Source organism: Saprospiraceae bacterium (genome assembly GCA_016713025.1).
In the GTDB taxonomy this organism is placed as follows: Bacteria; Bacteroidota; Bacteroidia; order Chitinophagales; family Saprospiraceae; genus OLB9.
Window position 1 is genome coordinate 3929793 of the sequence record JADJPZ010000004.1, and the last position, 22359, is coordinate 3952151.

A 22359-nucleotide genomic window follows, 5' to 3' on the forward strand; every position below is an offset into this window, starting at 1 on the left:
CTTTTTAACCCACTTTAATTACTGGCTGCAGCGAGACTTTGGATGTGATAGAGTTTGAAATAAGACATGCCTGCTCCGATTTTATGAGGATTCTTTCAGCTTTCTCTATGTCAGCTTCATGGGTGATCACAAGCTCTGGTTTTAGTAATACTTCAGTCATGAGATATTTACCGTCTATTTTTTCCAGTTTACCTTCGGCAGAACAATGAAACTTTTTAAATTCTAATTTTGAATTTTCAGCAACAGCCAGGAAAGTAGTCATAAAACAACTGTTGACCGCTGCCGTAAAAAAATGCTCAGGCGACCAAACGCCGTCCACCCCTTTGGGAAATTGCGGTGGTGTGGCCACGTCAATGGTATCCAATAATTCAGGTGAAGACACTTCACCTATGCGGTCTGCCACCCAGTGGAGATCTACGTTATATACATGTGAGTCCATATTTTAAGGTTTTACAATGGTGTAATCAATGTCATCGTCTTCAGCTATTTTATCAGGCATTTTCTGGTTTGGAACTGAACATCCTCCTGCTCCGCAACAACCTGTATTGGTGATAGCCTGTATCAGAAAAAATGAACCAATAAACAAAGCAAAATTATCTTTCAGATGAATGCCCTGCCAAATCAAATACGTACTGATGAAAAGGCGCAACCAGCGCATCAGGTGCCAGTCAGAAAATAGTGAAGCTGCATTCATTGTTTCAAATTTGATGGGTAAGTGATTTGTAATAGTTTACTGTGGTCCATGGGCCTCCATTGAACGCATCGACCCCTTGATTCAAACAAAATTGTGTTGCCTGCCCGCTTCTGTTTCCGGATGCACAACAGAAAATGACAGGTAGATCCATATTTTTGATTTCATCCATCCGATATGGCAATTCCATAAGCGGTATATTGATGGAGTCTGCTACATGACCGCCCATATATTCCATAGGTGTACGTACATCTATGATGGTACCATGATTATTTGCTATTAGCTCTTCGATATTCATACATTTTGAATTTTGATGAGACAAAGGTAAATGTAAGATCTGCAATTGAGAGCAACCTTTGTTACACAATCAAAATTCAACACCTATCCATATGTGGAAATGCCTATTTTTATTTTCGATACGCAGCTGTGTGTATAAGAAATAGCGCCAATTTGATAAAAGTCCATATTAACCCCTGTCCGAAAAGGCACGCAGGCAGGTGCTAAAAAAAACTAATCTCTTCATTTTATTTATACTCAAAATAAATTAGTTTGCGAAAAATTCATCTACTATTGTATTCATTTTGAGTAAGGACGAAGCGAAGCTTGTCTTTAAAGACATTTATCGTCTTTATAATGGCGACAGAATTATTTTTATAATAAAGACATGTGTATCATCGTCTTTAGAAAAATAAATTCTCGTCGGTATATTCTACTTCACCTTTGTCAAATTATACCTACTTTCCGATTTATTGGAAACTGTTGGGTTAACCCAACAGTTGTGACCCTAATTTACCCATACATTTATATTTATTTAACTATGAAAAAATATCAGGTTTCCGGTTAAATACATTTGATGAAAGTGTAATTGACTTAGATTTTTGAAGGTGACAAAGTAGAACTAATTAGTATTTGGGGGATTAATACTTTTTAAAAATAATAAGAGCACTTTATTATACTCACTATTGAGCTGGGTTTTGTCCACTGATAGAATGTCTTATAGTTTGATTTTCTTCAATCGATCCATATCCCTTTTGGAGTCTCTCTCTTTGATAGATTCACGTTTGTCAAATGCTTTTTTGCCTTGAGCCAATGCAACTTCAAGCTTTGCAAATCCTCTTTCTGAAAAATACAATCTGTAAGGAACTATGGTAAATCCTTTTTCAGTCACCCTTCTTTCCATTTTTTTCAATTCCGTTTTTCTCAACAGCAGCCTTCTGTCTCTGCGCGAATCATGGTTGTATATGGTACCGTGATCGTACTCTGAAATAAACATGTTTTTTACAATCAAATTGCCATGGTCAAAAAGACAATACGCATCATTGAGATTGGCAAGTCCAAGTCTGAGCGCTTTTACTTCTGTGCCTGTAAGCACAATCCCGGCTTCAAACATTTGGAGGAAGCTGTATTCAAATTTTGCCTTGCGGTTGACAATTTCTTTGGTAACTAATTTTGTACCCATCTTTGATTAATAAGGGGGACAAAGATACCAATTTTTCCTGTTCTTTTTTACGATAATAAGAAAAGGTGTGTATAACAAATTGAACTTTTTCAGTGTTCTTTTTAATAAATGGTAGAAACGTGAAAATTTGAATTCGTGCATTTTGTTATACACACTAAGAAAAGTGCAGATAATGTAATGTACCAATTGGCTATATCATTTTAGACAATGCAAGATGAAACGGTTTTTTTTTGATCTAAATAACGTGGATTCGGTATAAGAGACTTGAGCATATGTGGTTTATGCTCAAGTCGATAGGAGAAAAATTAGGGTAGTGGCTTAATATATTATATAATTTTATTAAAAGAAGGCGCGTTAGCTATGATATCTTAGTAAAATGACTTAATTAATTGATAATAATGGGCGTAGCCCTGACATCTTCAATGATGTTGAAATTGTTTTAAGATTATATGGCTACACCCCTATTATTTTAAGAAGTAATACAAAATACCTTAACCCGAATCCACTTTAATTATTTTAATTATAAATAAAAACCAGAAATCAGTCCAATATGGATGCTTTATTTTCTTTTGTACCAAGCAGAAAATTGAGCGCTAAATTTGTAATCATAATTATTTAATTTTCAATACACCATGATCTAATCTTTTTGCAGAATAATTTCTTTTCATTATAATAAGGAACCTTAAGTTATGCAATTGGAAGTGAAATGATAAACGTTGTTCCACCACTGTTTTTACTTGCATCGACAGGTAAGCTTTCCACTTTCAACTCTCCGCCATGTGCCTTGACAATATCATAAGACAAAGACAATCCTAATCCTGTCCCCTGACCAGTAGGTTTGGTCGTAAAGAAAGGCTGGAAGATTTTATCTTTGATAGCGTCAGGAATACCGGGGCCATTGTCTTGTACAACAATCTGAAGATGGTTGTCAGGTGCAAGACGTGTGGAGACGGTGACTTTTGGTTCGTAATTAGATTCCTGCGCATGGCTGCCCGTACCCCCGACCCCTGCCTGACCGTCAGGCAGGCCTGAAAGGGAGTCCGCCCGCTCCACTTGTTTATTTTTTTCGTTGACTGCATAAAATGCATTGGTGAAGAGATTGAGGATAACTCTGCCGATATCTTGGGGGATTACTTCTATTTTGGGGAGATTGGCATCAAAGTTTGTTACGAGTTCAGCATTGAATGTTTTGTCTTTGGCTCTCAATCCATGATATGCCAGTCGTAAGTATTCATCAGTGAGTGCATTGAGGTCGGTCCATTCTTTCTGTCCCGTACTGGTGCGACTGTGTTGAAGCATGCTGTTTACGATATCGGATGCTCGCTTTCCGTGGTGGTTGATTTTTTCCTGATTGATACTCAGATCACCAATTATCTCATTTACATATACAATATTTTTTTCAGGAATGTCCAACTTTTCCACTTCTTCTTTCAGTTCTTTAGTGAGATCGACACTCAACTCACTGAAATTATTGACAAAGTTCAATGGGTTTTGAATCTCATGAGCAATGCCGGCTATAAGTTCTCCGAGGCTAGCCATTTTTTCGGATTGGATGAGTTGGGCTTGAGTGGATTTTAATTTTAAATGTGTGTTTTCAAGATTTTCATGCGCTGTTTCAAGATTTTTGTACGCAGTTGCAATTTCCTTTGCTTTCTCAATTTCTTGTAGCTGATTACGTTCTCTCTCTATACGGATGGTCCTTTCTTTTTGCAATTTATGTATGTATCTTAAGAAAGCTATAAAAAGGACAGAATAAAGGAGATAAGCCCACCAACTATACCACCATGGAGGTCTTATCGTAAAGGAATATTCAAATATTTCACTTTTAAGACCACTTTCTTCCTCTGCTTTTAATTGAAAATTGTACTTTCCATAAGGTAAATTTCCATAAGATGCACTCATATTTCTGGTAGGTTGGCTCCAATTATCTTCAAACCCGATGAGTTTATATTGGTATTTTATTTTTGCAGATTTATTTGCAGAATTAGCTCCATAATTAAATGTAAGGTAATTATTATTGTATTTCAAGCTCAATGCCTGAGGGATAAGGTACCATGGAGAAAGATCAGAAAACTTAATATTTTCAATCGTCAATCTATTATTGATTTTCTGACTATGTCTTCTATTTTTGTAAAAATCTACCCAATTCACTTTTTCATTAAACAAGTCAATATTTGTTAAATAAAGCCTTAAAGAATCGTTGGATGTATCTAGATGTGATGGTTTTTTGGCCAAATGGCTCAAGGTGAGTCTATCTGTGGTACCTATCCACATAGTATGATCTGATGTTTGATATATAGCTCCTCTATTACAGCCCACACCCAAAAAACCATCTTCATACGAATAGCTTGTGAAATAATTATTGATAAGTGGTGTATTTTTCATCAAAGCTTGGAGCAATGATGTTTTTTTGTCTTTTGTCAAAGTATTTAATCCAAATCTGGTACCAAACCACATATCTTGATTATGGTCTTCAAATATTGAAAATACAAAATTGTTGGAGAGTCCTAGTGTCTCATCAATATTATAGAACTTTGATCCATCATACACATACAATCCATTTCCTTCTGTTGCAATCCACATATTGCCATCTGCGTCTTTCTTAATACTAAAAATTGCAAAATCAGAAAACAAATCATTAAATGTGTAAAAATGATGTCCGTCCTTTATGAAAATTCCGTTGTCTTCTGTGGCAAACCATATTCTTCCGGAATTGTCTTCGGCAATGGAAAAAATCGCACTTTTGACAAAATTATGACTTCCCTTCATACAGGTAACTTGCTTTCCGTCATACATTGCTATACCGCCTGGGTCTGCCAAACCAAACCAAAAATTGCCTTTTGAGTCTTCCAATATAGCTGTTACCTTGTTTCCGCAAAAGCCATTGTCTTTGTTTAGCGATTGTAAGTTGTTGTGATCAAGAATATTGACCCCGTTGTCAGTTCCAAACCATTTTCGGTTCCTTTTGTCAGTATGGCTACAATATACATAATTACTTGATAACCCATTTATGACCTTAATTTCTTCCTGTTTGTTCCATGCGGAATTATCAATATTCCGACTATATTTTATGATGCCATCACCACCAGTGGCGACCCAAATGTTATTTTCTTTGTCTTCTGTCATGCTAAAAACAAAATTTGCAGATTCATTTGATCCACTTTGTATATGAGTAAACTTATTGCCATTAAATTTATTTACTCCACCTCTGTTGGTTCCAAACCAAAATGTACCAGCTTTGTCCTGAAGTATGGAATAGACCTTATCATTTGATAATCCTTTGGTAGCATCATAAATTTGTAAATTTTGGAAATCCGATTTTAGATGACTCATTTTAATGACACCTTTCCCATCAGTAGCTACCCAAACATTTCCTTGTTTATCCAGATCTAAAAAGGTGAGAAGATCAGAAGGAAAACCATTTTTTTCTTCATAGTGCAATATTTTTTCTTTTTCAATTTTAAACAAGCCGTTACCATATGCTGATAACCAATAGTGTCCATCAGAATCTTCCTTTATATTGGCTATAGCCAGTGATGAAATGTTATTATTTTTTGGTAATCTGATATCCATTTTATTGTCAAAATACATAAAACCTTTTCCATCAGATCCTACCCAAATATTGCCTACGGCATCTTCCATTAGTGCGGTTATATTGTCATGAAAAAAACCATTTTTAGTGTTGTATTGATATATGACATCACTTTTTGATTTTTCTATTTTCAACAATCCGGCATCTTGTGTTCCTATCCATATATTTTGGTTGCGATCTTCTAGAATTGAAAGGATATAATCAGAAGGAAACCCATTTTCTGTTGAGAAATTTCTAAAATTTTTACCATCAAAAACACTTAATCCTTTACCATAAGTGCTTATCCACAAACATCCGTCCTTTGCCTGAATCATAGCAAAAATACTATTGCCTGCCAGTCCTTCCTTTTGAGTGAAATGGGTAAAATGATTTGCATCAAATCTCGTAAGTCCGCCTCCATGAGTTCCGAACCACAAATTTCCGGAATTGTCTTCCAGCATACACGGAACGAAACTTTGCTTTAAGCCCTGAAGTTTATCAAAATAGGAGAAACTTTCACTATTTTGAAGTTTTGTGGCCATATCTTTGACAGGAACACACTCCGGCATTTTTAATAAAAAAATTGACGAATCGGATAGCAATTTTATCCTATGTGGTTGTACCTTGAAAGGACTTCCAAATACAAGATCGTTTTTTTTCGGAATTTGTATAGATAAATTATTACTAAAATTGGGTGCTGCCTTCTCTGCTTTAAATTTTACATCAGTCAGCATAACTGGCACTGAATGAAAAGATAAACTATCAAAGCCACTAATTTTTTTAAGTTGTGGATTTAAGATGAACCCACTATCTCCAATCTCATATCCAGAAGACTTCTCATTACATGATTGGAAGTGCAGGCAAATACAAACTACTCCCGCTATACAAATAAGATTTCTAAAAAACATGTACTTATTATTTATGATTAAGAGTTTAAATTTTAATTGCCTAGAAAACTAAGAAAAACTTTAAACATACTCTAATCCCATTGCTAAAATTATGTAAAACCTAATCATCAAAAATGATAATTTATAACGACTTCAACTCTGATTTTCATTTTTAAGCTATCTTTTATATAAAGGTAAAATGAAAAACCAATAAAATGATAAAAATAAGTATTATTTGATTGCTTAATGACTATTCAAAACAATATTTTAATAGAAATAATCTTATCTTTCAATAATATTGGTATACATATTTAATTTGTTACTTTTGTGAAAGTAATCTTTTATGAATGCAAAATTTTTTATACACCTATTCTATTTTTACAGTTAATTTTGCGATATCTTCTTTCCTTTGCTTTTGTGCCCATGCTCAATCCCGGTCTTTTGCAGGATTGCCCATTTTGCCTTCAAATAAAGAAATTGAATACAAGGGTAACTTAAATCGCACAAAAGAATATAAAAGAATACGCTCCATTTATGAAAAACTGGTGGAAGCTAAAGGGGATCGAAGGATGCCAGTACCTCAGTTGAATTTGAGAAATGAAGTTGCATATGTAGCCAGCATGGATTATAGAAATATGGATATTTCGATAGAAAAACAAGCATACGATGTAGCAAATAAATTTGGAGACGAAGGAATAGCTTTTTTGTTAGCACACGAATTGACCCATTACTATGAGAAACATGGCTGGCGGTCTGAATATGCCGATGCTGTATCTGATCTTGAGACAGGTAAAGTATTAAGTACTTTGAATGATAAAATACTCAATGAAGTTCAAGCAGATGTATTAGGAGGTTTTTTAGCTTATTCAGCGGGTTTTGGTATCTTTGATAAAAGCGATTTACTCATCGATAGTTTATATAAGTCATATGGGAGAGAAGATAAGCTAAAGGGATACCCGTCAAAGCAAGATCGTATGAGCTTGGCAAAACGCAATCAAAAGCAGATAGTAAAACTTTCCAACGTTTTTGAAATGGCAAATCTTCTCGCCATCGTAGGAAGATATAAGGAAGCTTATAGTTATTATGGATATCTTCTTAATAAATATCAATCCCAGGAACTTTATAACAACGCTGGTCTTACGTGTATGATGATTGCCAGTTCTATGTTAGATTCTGAAAGTCTTATGTTTGAACTCCCCGGTATTATGGACCTTGAGTTTTCAGGGAACTCCAGATCGGCTTCTACTTTTGACCAAGTCAACTCACTCATTAATGAAGCTTTAATACATTTTGAGACATCTATCATTATGAATAAAAAATACTTACCGTCTTATGTCAACAAAGTTTCAGCTCATATCATCAAGGCAGTAAACAATCCTCAATCGGAAATAGGCAACATAGCTTTAAAAAAAGGAAATCACATTATTGAAATTGAACTTGCTGAATTAAAAATACTTCATCCTGAGTTAGACTTCGGTAAATACGAAGATGAATTATTGATTTTAAAATCTATATTGGCTTATATTGAAAATGATAAATCAACTTCAATAAATCTTATGACCAAAGCAAGCGACATGGGAAATGAAGTAGCTAAAAAGAACCTGGCTATTCTTAAAGGTAGCCCAATGATTCCTGTTTCAGCTGATAAAGGACTTAAGGTGAATTTAGATGGCATGACAGTTGCTGAATATTTGTCTTCTGAATTGGTCAGCAGGGCTAAAATAGATATCGATACCTTAAATACATTTAGAATTGATGATGTGAAAACTGATAACTACAAAGTTTTGACTCATGATTATAAAGGCGATCAACAGAATATCGGTTACAATCTCGGTTTTGTAGTCAGTAAAAAAAGTATGACTACTCCATTCTTAAATAACCTGAAGTTGGGATCTGACAAACAATCATTACTTGACCTTCTGGGTAAGTCCACGCGTTCTCTTTCTCATCTGGGAGGCGAAATATTATATTTCAAAGATATTTGTATTATCATTACCAATAAAGATAATAAAATCGAAAAAGTAATCGATTTTAAAGAAGTTTTAAAACCCTAAAAAATGTTCAAATGAAAGTTTTTAAATTATTTTTCATCGTTTTAATGTTTCCTATTGGACTATTTGCCCAATCTGAGACTATGCCTGTTATTCTTGTATCATCTGACTCAGATGTAATCTATCAGGGTAAATCCAAGGTAAAAGTCATTCCCGGCAGTATCATGAATAAGTCAGGAAGCCTTGTGTTTAATCCTAAAGGAAGGGTAATTGTTTATCACAATTATTATTTTGTTGAAGTTACAGGTGATAAAAGCCCTGTAGTTTTAGACAAGTTATTTGTAGATGATGGATCAAGGGTTTCTAAATCAGAACTGGCTTTTGGAGAAAAAATGAGTGATGCCGTTTATAATGCATCTATCAGTGGTGTTGTAATGAAAAATCAAAATAATTTAGTTTCAGGCTGGGGTGACAAGACAGGAAGCGGCAAAGATGGTTGGGGCGACAAGACAGGAAGCGGCAAAGATGGCTGGGGCGACAAGACAGGAAGCGGCAAAGATGGCTGGGGTGACAAGACAGGAAGCGGCAAAGATGGCTGGGGTGATAAGACCGGAAGTGGCAAAGATGGCTGGGGTGACAAGACAGGAAGTGGAAAAGATGGTTGGGGTGACAAAACCGGAAGCGGAAAAGACGGATGGGGCGACAAGACCGGAAGTGGAAAAGATGGTTGGGGCAAAAAAGACATAATGACCAGATCTTCGTGCCCGGGTGGCAATTATGTGGAGGGATCGAATGATTTAAGTTGGGAGCTGCTCAAAAGTACCAAAACTTATACTTTTGTGATCGAAGATATGGAGCATAACATCGTGTACACAACTCAGGTAAAAGGACAAGAATATGCTTTAGATAGTAAGATAGCTAATCTTAAGGTTGGCACAAAGTATGCTTGGTATGTACATCACCCTACAAAGAAGGAGGTGAGTACACCCGTATTTTTCTCCATCGTATCAAAAGAAATGGAAGATAAGACATTGAAATCAATTCAATCAGCCGACATTTATAAAAAATCAAATGCTGATATCAGATTATTGATGGAAGCTCATCAGATGGAAGAAGAAGGCTTCTTACTTTCTGCTCAGTCTAAATATAAAAAGGCCATGGTGATGTCTCCTAAAAATAGTTTGGCAAAAATGATGTACTCCTTATTTTGCAAGAATATGAATGAAGTTGAAAGTGCAGTAAAGGCGTTGAAGTAAGAGTATATTTATACCTAAAAATCTAAAATGAATTTCCTATTCCAGACCAAAATTACTGCAAAATAAGGCACTACGTTCATTTTTGACTTCGCACCATAGCGATGCTATGATTTGCCGTCAAAAATGCTTATTTTATTGTACTTTTGATCTTCATTAAGGAACTCATTTTAGATATTTAGGTTATATTTATATTGCTTTAAAATCAATGTATTATGAACCTGACTTCAAAATAATCGACTTATTTAGCTCGCCTGCCCGCTTGTTAACATAGTTGTCAGGCAAGCTAAATTCGTTGATTATTTTATTGCCAGAACCATAATCTCTTGATTTACAACTAAGAAAAATTTTAAGCATACTCTAAATCCTAATTATGGCTGCTTTTTTGATGCTGCCATTTTGGTTTCAATATATTGATTCATTTTAGAGTTGATGGTTTGCCAATCTGATGTGGTTCGGTATGGATCAAAATTATCGTCATTTTTATATACAAAACCATAATGGAACCCCATACTTTCAGCATTTTGAAGATGCTCTAAAGCTTCGTCCGGTTTGTTTAATCCGGCATTGGCTCTGGCAAGCATATATTCCAGATTCATATCTGTTTTGTTACTTTCTTTACACTTGTAAATCAATTCAATGGCTTTTTGATAATCACCAAATCGAAGATGTAGCTTGATTATATCATTTTCTATCTCTTTTTTTAGAAATGGATGTGTATTGGCGATCTTTTCATATAATGTTATTGACTTTTCTTTTTCTCCATTTTTCATATAGTATTTTGCCAAAATGATGGCATCTTCATATTTAAGACTATTTGATTGCTCCAGTGTGGTCAAATGACTTAATGCTTTTTTAAACAAATATTCATGATCAGCACATTTAGCTGCTAAACTTCTGATGGAGTGGTTATCTTCTTGAAAATTTAAGTAAGACTCATAGTATTCCAGCGCTTTTTCATGTTTATGGGAGTGCAAATACAGATCTCCCAACTTAGTAAAAACGTCTGTTTTGATAAATTTATCAATAGTGGCTGACTCCACTATTTCTAACATTTCTATTCCCTTAGTCAGATATTTCTTAATTTTTTGCTGTATCACTAACTCTTCATTCGTCTTTGATTGAGCTAATCCTGTAAATATTTCTTTAGGTTGTTTCATGACGTATTTGTGCATAAGTAAGCCATATTTGTAAGCATAATGAGCAGTTTTTTGGACGTCTTCTGTATATTTGCTTAATGCCCATTCGTAGTGTTCCCCAAGGGCCTCATCCAACTCGTCAGGATAAACCTGACCAAATTTGTGGATTACGGTTTCAGCTGATTCTAATTCCATTTGACTCTGATACAATTTCCACAGTTGTATATATGCTGCCTTTTCGGTAGGTTTCAGTTCAATACATTTTTGATATTGTTGCATGGCGAAGTGGTAATGATTCCATTTTTCATAAGTCCTTGCAAGAGAAAGATTGGGTTTATATATATCAAAATTGGAAGCCTCATAATACTTTAAAACATCTTCATGGAGTGTTACCCCTTTAGTCACATTTCTTATATGATCGAATAATAAACTTTCTTGCAAATGAAATTTAATCGCAAGATTAAAATAATACTCTGAAAGACCATATTCTTCGGAATCACTTGCTATTTGACCCAGATATTGGTAAACCATTGGGTTTTCCGGGTCTAAAATTACCACTTTTTCAAACCACTTTTTTGCTTCAATATCTTCTTTTTTGTCAAAATGGATTTTACCAAAGACAAAACAAGAAATAACATCATTTGATAACTTAGTTGTGTCAGGTGGAGATAAAATTTTATTAGGAACAATACTTTTAATCAATGGTAATATATTCATCACTTCTTCATCAATACTCTCAAGGACTGCTTTTCTTTTGGTTGCGTCTTGATAATATTTTTCAGCCGTCTGATAGTCTTGCAGTTTAAGATATACGTCTCCTAACCTATCAAAGGGAACAAAATTATAACTATTAATTTTTATAGCTCTTTGATATTGCTCCTCTGCATAGAGGTAGTTACTTTTTATTGTGTATAAATTTCCATCGATTATATAGGGAGTTGGTAAGTTTTCTTGTTTTTGAAAGGCAGTATCCACATATTCTTTTGCCTTAACAAAATCTTTTTTTATGTAATAAGCATTGGCAAGATTGGAATATGGTATCGGCCATAGAGGTGCTATAGAATTGGCCCTCTCATAATAAGAAATAGCCGTATCCAATCTTCCATTTAAACTATTTAGTACACCCAGTTCATTGTGTATATATGCGGCACTTGAGTCTATAGATAAGGCCTTCTCTTGATATATAATGGCTGTATCTATTTGTGCTTTGAAATTACCTTTAAATGGAGCTTTCAATCTGGCATTTAACCCACTCATGTATGCTCTTTGCATCTTTAATGAGGGAATGATAAGGTGGTCTTTTGGAAGCAATTTGATGGCAATGTCGAGCATGTAAGGATACTGATCATAGGGCTTATCTATCTGTTTGTAATATTCTCTTTTTTCAAGCTCTGTTTCGTCTGCACTCAAGTATAGATCTATGATCTCTTGCACTAAGTTGTACAGAGCCTTAGCAACAACCTGTTGAGATGGCACTGAGGATAGAGTCTTTTTATCGTATTCCTTTTCTTTAATTAATGAATGCAAAAGCACATTTACAATTTCAGATACTGGTTTAGATGATAGTATTTTAAAGTCCGTATTTTGGTCCCTGGCCTTTGATATTGTGGTATTCCTAATATCTTCTTCCCGTTCATTATTGGGTTCAGCTGAAACACTTCTGGAGCCAGTGTCGGTACTGATTTCATTACTTGTTTGTTTAGCTGTCGTCACATTTTGAGTGCCGGCGGATGCTTTATATGAATTTAAAATGGTACCATTTGTTCCGCCTTTTACTACGGGATTTTGATTTTTTTTCTTGACTTTCAAAACAACTTCAGGCACGTTGCGATTTAAAAATGATTTAATTTCTCCAATGGTGATATTTCCATCCTTAGTTCCATCTACTCCGTCAGCTTCGCCCGACATGCCTCTGGTCAGAAAATATGAAAATGCACCTCTGCCATCACCCCAAATTTTATCTTCATAAGACAATTGCTGTTCATCGCAGGATGTCATTCGTACTTCATTGTCATCGACCACCTGCTTCAGCTCCAGTAATACAAGATTACTGCCATCAAAATCAACTCCAGCGAGCTTACCTGAGTGGCATGCGTCGGTAATCAGGAAAACTTGAGCTTCTCGTTCCACGGACAAAGTATGTGCTGTTTTATTGAGATCGTCCAGAGACAGTGATCTGCCTATATAGTTCATATATCTTGAGTCGTTTGCCAAAAGGTAACCATATTGGAGCACTTTGCTTTCCATATCCCCGTGTCCTGCAAAATATATGTAAATCTGATCGTCTCTTTTAGCATTGGTTTTGAGCCATTCGAGTCCACTTACGATATCCCAGTAAGATGCTTTTTCATTGATTAAAACCTTCAATTGTTCAGCTGCCATATTTAATCCTGATGCTGAGAGACAAAATTCAGCAAACGCTTCGGCATCTTTGTGGGCATGCTTTAATGATGTGATTTTTGGATCTTGGTATACAGAGACACCGATGACTAAGGCATAGGTTTTGGGACTCTTTGTTTGACCAAAAGAAATATTTATTACAAAGAAAAAGAGTGAGATAAAAATTGATACAATTTTCAATACTGGATTTTTTGGACCTTACAAAAGTAATTAAAATATTTATGCCAAACAGAAAATTGAATGCAAAATTTAATATCATAATTATGTAATTTACAACACATTATGATTTAAAATTTTTGCAGAATATTTTCTGTTCACTATATAATGTCCAGACCTCTCCGAAAAATGTGTGTATAACAAATATTTCATCAATTTACCTCCGACCCACTTAAGGAGATCAGACGTCTGAAAAGAGATAAAGGGTGCAAAAAGAGAAATCTCAGATTTTTTCAAATATAAAATTTGTCATTTTTGTATACAAATGTATGGTGGCATTATCTCCATAGATACCATGATTTCTGTTGGGATAATAGTAAGTATCAAACTGTTTGTTGGCTTTGATGAGAGCATTGGCCATTTCTACCGCATTTTGAAAATGAACATTATCATCTGCCATCCCATGAATCAGCAAATAGTTTCCCTTGAGTCTGTCCGCAAAATACACAGGTGAATTGTCAGCATAACCTTTGGCATTTTCGGCAGTGGTACGCATATATCTTTCCGTATAGACACTATCGTACCATTTCCAGTTGGTGACAGGTGCAACAGCTATAGCTGCTTTGAATACATCATTACCTTTGAGGATACAGAGCGAGGACATATATCCTCCATAGCTCCAGCCAAAAATACCTATTCTTGCTTTGTCCACGTAAGGCTGCAAACCCATGTATTTGGCCGTTTCGATTTGATCCAAAGTCTCATAATGGCCTAACTGAAGATAAGTCATCTTTTTGAACGCTTCTCCTCGTGCACCTGTACCGCGTCCATCTACACATACTACGATGTACCCAGCCTGAGCGATCATTTGATTCCACCAGTATCCTGTGCTTTTCCAACTGTCAGTGACGGACTGACTACCCGGACCACTGTATTGTGTCATGAAAACCGGATACTTTCTGGTAGGATTGAAGTCTCTTGGCTTGATCATCCAGCCATTCAGCTTTACATTTTCTGACGTAGTAAATGTAAAAAACTCCACAGGAGACACACCGTACTCTTCCTGAGTTTTGGCATGATTAATATTGTCTTCGATGGTCCTTATTTTTTTACCTATACGATCATGCACTGTAAAAGTTGGAGCAGTATTGATAGTACTGTGATTGTTGCTGAAATAGTCAAATGTACTGCTGAACTGAGCTGAATTTGATCCTGAAAGGGTAGGTGTAAGATTAGTTATATTTTTACCATCAAGGTCAACAGAAAATACATGCTTTTGTATAGGTGTTTTTTCAGCTGCCTGATAGTACACTTTTTTATTTTTTTCATCCACACCATAGAAGTTTGTCACATCATATGACCCTGTGGTGAGTTTGACTTTTTGTTTTCCATCCATGCCCATGAGGTATATTTGGTTGTAGCCTTCTTTTTCAGATGACCATACAAAGTGTTTTCCATCCTTGAGGAAAGTAAGATCGTCGGAGATGTCGATGTAGTACTTATTGGTTTCTTCGTAGATGATGGATGATTTGCCGGATTTGATGTCGGCGACGTAAAGCTTAAGATTGTTTTGATGCCTGTTCATCTTGAAGATACAAAGTTTATTGGCATCTTGAGTCCATTTCATGCGTGGTATATACATATCGGAAAGGTCGCCAATGTCTGTTTTTTTGGACTTTCCTCGGGATAGTTCATACACCCATGCGGATACCTCGGCATTTTTTTCGCCTACCTTCGGATATTTGAACGTTTCGTTTTCAGGATACATACCATCTTTGAAAAGTTGCATAGTAAATTCCGGTACATTGGTCTCATCAAAACGTATATAAGCAATTTTTTTACTGTCAGGTGACCAGTAAAATGCTCTGGTAAAGCTGAATTCTTCCTCATACACCCAGTCACACATACCATTGATGATTTTATTTTTGACGCCATCTGTAGTGACTTGAGTGATGTTCCCTGATTTTAAGTTTTGAAAATACAGATTATTGTTGAAAACAAAACCTACTTGCTCTCCATCCGGCGAAAATGCCGGATTGACCACTTTACCATGCGGGTAGACTCTGGAAAGTGCTTTAGATTTCAAATCATATACATAACAGTTTGCCTTTGAAGAGTGCCTGTAGATGTCTTCGCTTTCAGACTCAATGAGAATTTTGGATTCGTCATCACTGAAAGTGTATGTACCGATAGTTCCGGAATACCCGGCTTTATCCTTAAAATCCTTACCTTCAAACATAGTCTCTATCAAAGACCCTGTCGTGATATCAAATTTTTTGATGCCTCCGTCTTTAAGTGCAGAGTAATGTCTGCCATCTTTCATAAAATTGAAGCCGGGTACCGATTTTGTCCTGAAAACAAACTTGGCATAGATATCGTCTATGGTGATGGGTTTCTGGGCAACACAAAGGTCAAAAATAGATAAAACGAAAAGGATACTGGTGATAATTCTCATTAGTGCATATTGAGTTGAAGTGGAAAAATGTCTGACAAAAGTAGCAGAAAATACAATTTTCCATACATTTATAAGTAAATCATTTTATCGGATGAGCTGAAAAAGACCTAAATTTCATTGCAGATTTTAAATTCAAGCTGAAAGGAAAGTGTGGTATAAAGGGATTAGTTGTTTATAGAAAATGGATAATTAAGCAATATGATTTCAAATGGCAGACAGATGCATTTTTTTGATAAATTATCACTATCCTCCGACAAATATATCAGTGGCATTTTTTTCATTTTTGAGCCCCGATGTACCAAATGTAACCCAAAACCATTTTGACTTACTATTTTATAGCAATTCGTTAATTAATTACATTTTCTGACCAAAGTTAATGAAAATTTATTGTTTTGTCAGTAATTTTTCTCATAAGCGTTGTACCTATTTGCATCACAGATGCTTCATGTATGGCATCGCAGGTGCAAACTGCGACGATCTATGCAAGCATGAGTGGATTGGAGGAATCTATCAGATTAAAAAGTAAATAAAACTAAGCAAAATTACTAATGGCACAAAAATCAGAGATATAATTTTATTATTCAACGTGTCTGATTCAAAATCTAATCTTCTTAAAATTTGTTCTTTACTTACAATGTGAATAATCAAAAAATAAATTACAAGTAAAATTGGTATTAAGATTAGGCAAATCGAACTCTTAGAAATACTGCCACTGGTCAGTAATGTAATTGATTTTGAAATAATAAAAAAAAGTATAATTATAATACTTCCTGATGCTCGAAAGTGCATATTTTCCATTCCAAATGAAACAGTCTTCCAAAAAAAATAGAAAAATTTAAAAAATATCATTAAGCTGTAATATTTAAGGTATTATTCATCCTTTTACCTTTACTCTGATGGTCGCAGTTTGTAACTGCGATCCAATAATTAAAGAATTTGCAATTCGATTGCATAGTAAATGTAACCTAAAACCATTTTGATTAACTATTTTATGGCCATTCATTACTTAATTACATTTTCTGACCAAAGTTAAAGAAAATTTATTGTTTTGTCAGGAATTTTTCTCATTAGCGTTGTACCTATTTGCATCACAGATGCTTCATGTATGGCATCGCAGTTACAAACTGCGACGATCTTAGTTAATTATTGGCACGAGTAATATTTATCTGCCTAACAACAGTCAGAAAGATATGGCAACAGGAAACTTTCTATTGTTCTCTTTGGTTTGTATATTTGTCCTTTATTTTCTTAATTTACATTGATTATGAAAACTCAAAATATATTCATCGCACACCCGCAAACAAGCGAACAAGTTTCTGCTCTCAAGGCTTTTATGCAGGCTCTGAAAATAAAGTTTGAAGTCTCTAAAAGCGATAGTTACAACCCAGAGTTTGTAGAGAAAATATTGGAAAGTAAAAAACAAATTGCTCAAGGAAAGTTTACCGATGTAAAGCAGGAAGACATTAAATCGTTTATTGACAGTATATGAATAGTTATATCCTTCGTTTTTCTGAGCAAGCAAAAGAAGATATAAGACAGCACAAAAAATCAGGTAATAAATCTGTGGTTAACAAAATTACCTTGCTTTTGGAAGAGCTTGTAAGACACCCATTTACTGGCAGTGGTAAACCCGAACCACTTAAACATAATCTTTCTGGTGCCTGGTCACGTAGGATAAACAGAGAGCATCGCCTTGTTTACGAAGTAACTGAAACTATTGTTTTTATACTTTCTGTTAAAGGACATTATAATTAGTTAAACATCAAAATTGCTGTTGTTAACAGCTACAATACCCATTACCATGATATATGTGATTAAAATCGGCGGCAACATCATAGATAATCCGGACAACCTGAAAGGTTTTCTCGGTCATTTTGCAGCTATCCGCGGTCACAAAGTACTGATACATGGTGGTGGAAAATTAGCTACCCAACTTGCCGAAAAACTGAATATTCCTCAGCAAATGGTGCATGGCAGACGAGTGACTGACAGTCAGACGCTCGATATCATCACAATGGTATATGCCGGATTGATCAATAAAAACATCGTTGCTGACCTTTCTGCATTGGGATGCACTTCACTGGGTGTTTGCGGCGCAGATGCTGACCTGATTCTGGCTGAAAAACGTCCGGTCAAGGAGGTGGATTATGGTTTTGTAGGCGATATAAAGCATGTCCGGGGCCATACACTTTTCGAATGGTTGTCACAGGGTATTTCACCGGTCATTTCTCCTGTCTCTCATGACGGCCAGGGACAACTGCTCAATACCAACGCTGATACGATAGCTTCTGTAGTCGCCACCGAATTGAGTACATTCGACAGCGTCAGCCTGATCTATTGTTTTGAAAAAATGGGCGTTTTGCTTGATGTCCATGATGATACATCGGTGATACCTGCACTCAATGAAGAAAGCATAGAAAAACTCAAAAACGAAGGTCTCATACATTCCGGAATGTTGCCCAAACTCGAAAATGCCATTCAAACGGTAAAAAACGGTGTTGAGAGTGTCATCATCGGGCATGCAGATGCCCTGCCTGATATTATTCTTGGCAAATCCGGTACTAAAATATCCCAACAATGAAAGAAATATCTGAGTTATACCCGATGGCCATTTCCTTGCTAAAAGACCTGATATCCATACCATCATTCAGCAAGGAGGAAGACAAAACAGCGGACATCATACAGGAATTTTTAGTCGGACAGCATATTACATGCCATCGTATCAAAAATAATATTTTCGCTTACAATTCGACATTTGACCCTTCAAAACCAACCATCTTACTCAACTCACACCACGATACTGTAAAACCCAATCTTGGTTATACCAAAGATCCGTTTATACCTATCACTGAAGATGTTAAATTGTATGGATTGGGAAGTAATGATGCGGGTGGTTGTCTGGTGTCCTTAATGACAACATTTTTGTACTATCATGATGCCACAGATTTGAAATATAATATTTGTTTTGCAGCCACCGCCGAAGAAGAGATATCGGGAGCAAATGGTATGGAACTATTTATAAAGGAGTCATCGAATATACATACATTAGGTCGACATCCCGGAGATTTCGCCATCATCGGCGAGCCAACACAGATGCAGATGGCAGTGGCTGAAAAAGGATTGCTGGTACTGGACTGTATTGCAAGAGGTCAGGCTGGTCATGCCGCCAGGGAAGAAGGCATCAATGCTTTGTATTTAGCACTTGAAGATATAAACTGGTTAAAAAATCATACATTTGACAAAGTGTCGCCATTTTTAGGCCCGGTCAAGATGACAGTCACCAGCATACACACCGAAAACAAAGCCCATAATGTGGTACCGGATACCTGTTCGTTTGTCGTGGACATACGCGTCAATGAGTTGTACACTTTTGATGAGATTCTCGATATATTGCAGCAAAATCTGACTTCCGAAATAAATCCAAGAAGTAAAAGATTGAGGTCAAGTATGATTCCTGAAAATCATCCCGTTGTCATTGCCTACAAAAATATAGGTAAAAGTGTGTATGGTTCTCCTACCACCTCTGACAAGGCGCTGGTTGGCATTCCTGCCCTAAAGATCGGTCCGGGCGATTCGGCCAGAAGTCATACAGCAGACGAATACATAAATATTAACGAAATAAATGAAGGTATCCGGGATTATATCACTATTGTCGGCAACCTTGTAAACTAAAAAAATATGAAAATCTGGCAAAAAAAAGAAGGACAAGCCCCTGATGATATGGTAGATCTCTTTACTGTAGGCAGAGATAAGGAGTTTGATATTCTTCTTGCAGAATATGATGTTCAGGGATCTGTGGCACATTCAAAGATGCTGGCAAAAGTTGGATTACTCTCTGATGCTGAATTGACAGACGTGCTCAGAGGATTGGAAGAAATATTGGGAGAAATAAGGTCTGGAAACTTTGTCATAGAAGACGGTGCTGAAGATGTCCACTCCCAGGTAGAAGGAATGCTCACAAAAAAAATAGGAGATGCCGGAAAAAAGATACACAGCGGTCGTTCCAGAAATGATCAGGTAGCCCTGGATATCAAACTATATCTTCGTGCAAAAATAAGGGAAATTTCTAAAGAGGTTCAGTTGCTTTTTGACCTGTTGATCGAACAAAGTGAAAAAAATAAAGACAAGGGTTTGCCCGGATATACCCACCTTCAGCTGGCCATGCCATCGAGTTTTGGTCTTTGGTTTGGGGCGTATGCCGAGAGTCTGGTGGACGATATGGAGATGATGGCCGGAGCATTAAAAATTATTAATAAAAATCCTTTGGGTTCGGGTGCAGGATTTGGCAGTACTTTTCCATTGGACAGGCAAATGACCACAGAGCTTCTGCAATTTGATACACTCAACTGGAATGCCATCAATGCACAGGCAGGCCGTGGTAAAGGTGAAAAAGCCATGGCGTCAGGCATTTCCTTTATTGCTGCTACATTGGCAAGATTGAGTATGGATTGTTGTCTGTATATGAATGAGCACTTTGGATTTATATCTTTTCCGGAACATCTGACGACAGGCAGTTCTATCATGCCTCACAAACGTAATCCGGATGTCTTTGAACTCATACGTGGCAAATGCAACCGTATCCAGGCACTACCCAATGAATTGAATCTTCTGTGCGCCAACCTTCCATCGGGATATCACCGTGAAATGCAACTGACAAAAGAAATACTGTTTCCGGCCGTAGAAGATCTGATCTTTTGCCTGAAGATGGCACACCTCATGTTGTCAAATATCAGAATAAAAGACAACATACTTTCTGATCCAAAGTACCTGTACCTTTTTACTGTAGATGCCTTAAATGACCTGGTAGTTTCTGGTGTTCCATTCCGAGATGCCTACAAAATTATAGGCAATCAGGTGGCTGAAGGAATCTTCTCCTTTGACCCAAAAGATGCTACAAGACCATTGCATCCTCATGAAGGAAGTATTTACAGGCTTTGCAATGATGAAATCAAAAAGGAGATGGAAAAGGTGATGAGGAAGATGAATTGAAACATCTAAAAAAGTGAAATTTTTAAGTAAGCCTAAAATATATTTTAGACTCATTTAAAAATAGTTTAAAAATCCGTTTGTTTATTAACTCCTTTTTTGATCAGAACCATATCTTTGACCAAAATTTTCAAAAATATGAGTTTGGTCGAAATGAAAGTGCCTACCATAGGCGAATCTATAACAGAAGTCACTTTATCACAATGGCTAAAAAAGGATGGTGAATATGTCAATGTCGACGAACCCATCTGCGAGTTTGAATCCGACAAAGCCACACTGGAGTTTCCAGCCGAAGCTTCAGGCAAACTGATCTATGTGGCTAATGAAGGCGATGATTTAGCTATCGGAGCCTTAGTGGCGAGAATAGACACTTCAGTTGGTGCCGGAGCCGAAGCTGCGCCAAAACCTACAACATCCATACCGGTAGAAACACCATTACAACATGCTCCTGCAACCACAACTTACGCTTCAGGGCATCCTTCACCGGCTGCTGCCAAGATACTTCGAGAAGGTGATGTTGATGCATCACAAGTCGCTGGTTCTGGAAAAGACGGACGAATCACAAAGGAAGATGCTGCAAAGGCTGTTGGAAATAAGCCAGCTGTCGCCATTAAATCTGAAACCGCTCCTTCAAAAGAGAGCATAAAGGTAACGGCAAGTGGTACCAGAAATGTCAGATCTGAGAAGATGAGCAGAATGAGAAAAACCATAGCTGCGAGGTTGGTTTCTGCAAAAAATAATACAGCCATGTTGACTACTTTCAATGAAGTAGACCTTACAGCTGTAAATGAACTTCGTAAAAAGTATCAGGACAAATTTGTAGCTAAGTATGGAATAAAACTGGGCTACATGTCCATCTTTGCAAAAGCATGTGCAAAAGTACTGATGGAAATGCCTGATGTCAATGCCATGATCGTAGAAAATGATATCGTATACCATGATTATGTTGACATTTCTGTAGCAATTTCCACACCAACAGGTCTAGTAGTTCCTCCGGTACACAACGTGGATTCACTGGGCTTTCATGAAATAGAGTATAAGATAAAAGATCTTGCAGAAAAAGCACGTGATGGCAAGCTGACCCTTGAAGAAATGAAAGGTGGTACGTTTACCATCACCAATGGTGGTGTTTTCGGTTCATTGGTCAGTACACCCATCATCAACGAGCCGCAATCAGCTATCCTGGGCATGCATGCCATTAAAGATCGTCCGGTGGCTATTGATGGACAAGTCGTTATCAGACCAATGATGTATCTGGCCCTTTCATACGATCACAGGATTATAGATGGTAGTACTTCAGTTACATTTCTTGTAAAAGTCAAAGAATTGCTGGAAGACCCTGTATCTCTGCTGATGGATATTTAGATTTAC

General features: G+C 36.4%; 15 protein-coding genes. 8 read left to right on the forward strand and 7 right to left on the reverse strand.

Annotated features, from left to right (window positions below; translation table 11 throughout):
- Window positions 1–4: 4 nt before the first annotated feature.
- The 5 genes from IPK35_23095 to IPK35_23115 all read right to left on the reverse strand — a co-directional run bounded on the left by IPK35_23095 (window position 5) and on the right by IPK35_23115 (window position 6629).
- A complete protein-coding gene (locus IPK35_23095; protein MBK8056076.1) occupies window positions 5–439 on the reverse strand; it encodes an OsmC family protein in 435 nt (144 codons plus the stop codon).
- Between the two features lie 3 nt (window positions 440–442).
- Window positions 443–694 (reverse strand): hypothetical protein, encoded by a 252-nt coding sequence (locus IPK35_23100; GenBank protein MBK8056077.1) that lies wholly within the window; start codon window positions 692–694, stop codon window positions 443–445.
- Between the two features lie 4 nt (window positions 695–698).
- Window positions 699–989: a rhodanese-like domain-containing protein gene (locus IPK35_23105; protein MBK8056078.1), complete on the reverse strand. Its 291-nt coding sequence runs from the start codon at window positions 987–989 to the stop codon at window positions 699–701.
- A gap of 696 nt (window positions 990–1685) precedes the next feature.
- A complete protein-coding gene (smpB, locus tag IPK35_23110; protein ID MBK8056079.1) occupies window positions 1686–2150 on the reverse strand; it encodes an SsrA-binding protein SmpB in 465 nt (154 codons plus the stop codon).
- Window positions 2151–2837: 687 nt separating this feature from the next.
- Entirely contained in the window at window positions 2838–6629 is a 3792-nt protein-coding gene (locus tag IPK35_23115; GenBank protein ID MBK8056080.1) for a hypothetical protein, read from the reverse strand.
- Window positions 6630–6955: 326 nt separating this feature from the next.
- Here IPK35_23115 and IPK35_23120 point away from each other — a divergent pair, with 326 nt between their 5' ends.
- Both IPK35_23120 and IPK35_23125 read left to right on the forward strand, forming a co-directional pair.
- Complete coding sequence (locus IPK35_23120) at window positions 6956–8662, forward strand: hypothetical protein (GenBank protein MBK8056081.1); 1707 nt, start codon at window positions 6956–6958, stop codon at window positions 8660–8662.
- An 11-nt stretch (window positions 8663–8673) separates the two neighbouring features.
- Window positions 8674–9855 (forward strand): hypothetical protein, encoded by a 1182-nt coding sequence (locus tag IPK35_23125; protein MBK8056082.1) that lies wholly within the window; start codon window positions 8674–8676, stop codon window positions 9853–9855.
- Window positions 9856–10223: 368 nt separating this feature from the next.
- On the opposite strand, the gene IPK35_23130 is transcribed toward IPK35_23125, so the two are convergent.
- Together IPK35_23130 and IPK35_23135 are read right to left on the reverse strand one after the other, a co-directional pair.
- Entirely contained in the window at window positions 10224–13571 is a 3348-nt protein-coding gene (locus IPK35_23130) for a tetratricopeptide repeat protein (protein ID MBK8056083.1), read from the reverse strand.
- Between the two features lie 259 nt (window positions 13572–13830).
- Complete coding sequence (locus tag IPK35_23135) at window positions 13831–16002, reverse strand: S9 family peptidase (GenBank protein MBK8056084.1); 2172 nt, start codon at window positions 16000–16002, stop codon at window positions 13831–13833.
- Between the two features lie 1264 nt (window positions 16003–17266).
- Between IPK35_23135 and IPK35_23140 the strand changes: the two genes are divergently transcribed.
- The 6 genes from IPK35_23140 (at window position 17267) to odhB (ending at window position 22353) form a co-directional block, all read left to right on the forward strand.
- On the forward strand, window positions 17267–17491 hold the full coding sequence (locus IPK35_23140; GenBank protein MBK8056085.1) for a hypothetical protein: 225 nt from the start codon (window positions 17267–17269) through the stop codon (window positions 17489–17491).
- Window positions 17488–17757 carry a Txe/YoeB family addiction module toxin gene (locus tag IPK35_23145; protein ID MBK8056086.1) on the forward strand — a complete coding sequence of 90 codons (270 nt, stop codon included), beginning with the start codon at window positions 17488–17490 and terminating at the stop codon, window positions 17755–17757. Before IPK35_23140 ends, IPK35_23145 begins: the two co-directional genes overlap by 4 nt.
- Before the next feature lie 40 nt (window positions 17758–17797).
- Window positions 17798–18583 (forward strand): acetylglutamate kinase, encoded by a 786-nt coding sequence (argB, locus tag IPK35_23150; protein ID MBK8056087.1) that lies wholly within the window; start codon window positions 17798–17800, stop codon window positions 18581–18583.
- Complete coding sequence (locus tag IPK35_23155; GenBank protein MBK8056088.1) at window positions 18580–19674, forward strand: M20 family metallo-hydrolase; 1095 nt, start codon at window positions 18580–18582, stop codon at window positions 19672–19674. Before argB ends, IPK35_23155 begins: the two co-directional genes overlap by 4 nt.
- A 6-nt stretch (window positions 19675–19680) precedes the next feature.
- A complete protein-coding gene (gene argH / locus IPK35_23160; GenBank protein ID MBK8056089.1) occupies window positions 19681–20991 on the forward strand; it encodes an argininosuccinate lyase in 1311 nt (436 codons plus the stop codon).
- A gap of 135 nt (window positions 20992–21126) precedes the next feature.
- Window positions 21127–22353 carry a 2-oxoglutarate dehydrogenase complex dihydrolipoyllysine-residue succinyltransferase gene (gene odhB / locus IPK35_23165; protein MBK8056090.1) on the forward strand — a complete coding sequence of 409 codons (1227 nt, stop codon included), beginning with the start codon at window positions 21127–21129 and terminating at the stop codon, window positions 22351–22353.
- Window positions 22354–22359 lie beyond the last annotated feature (6 nt).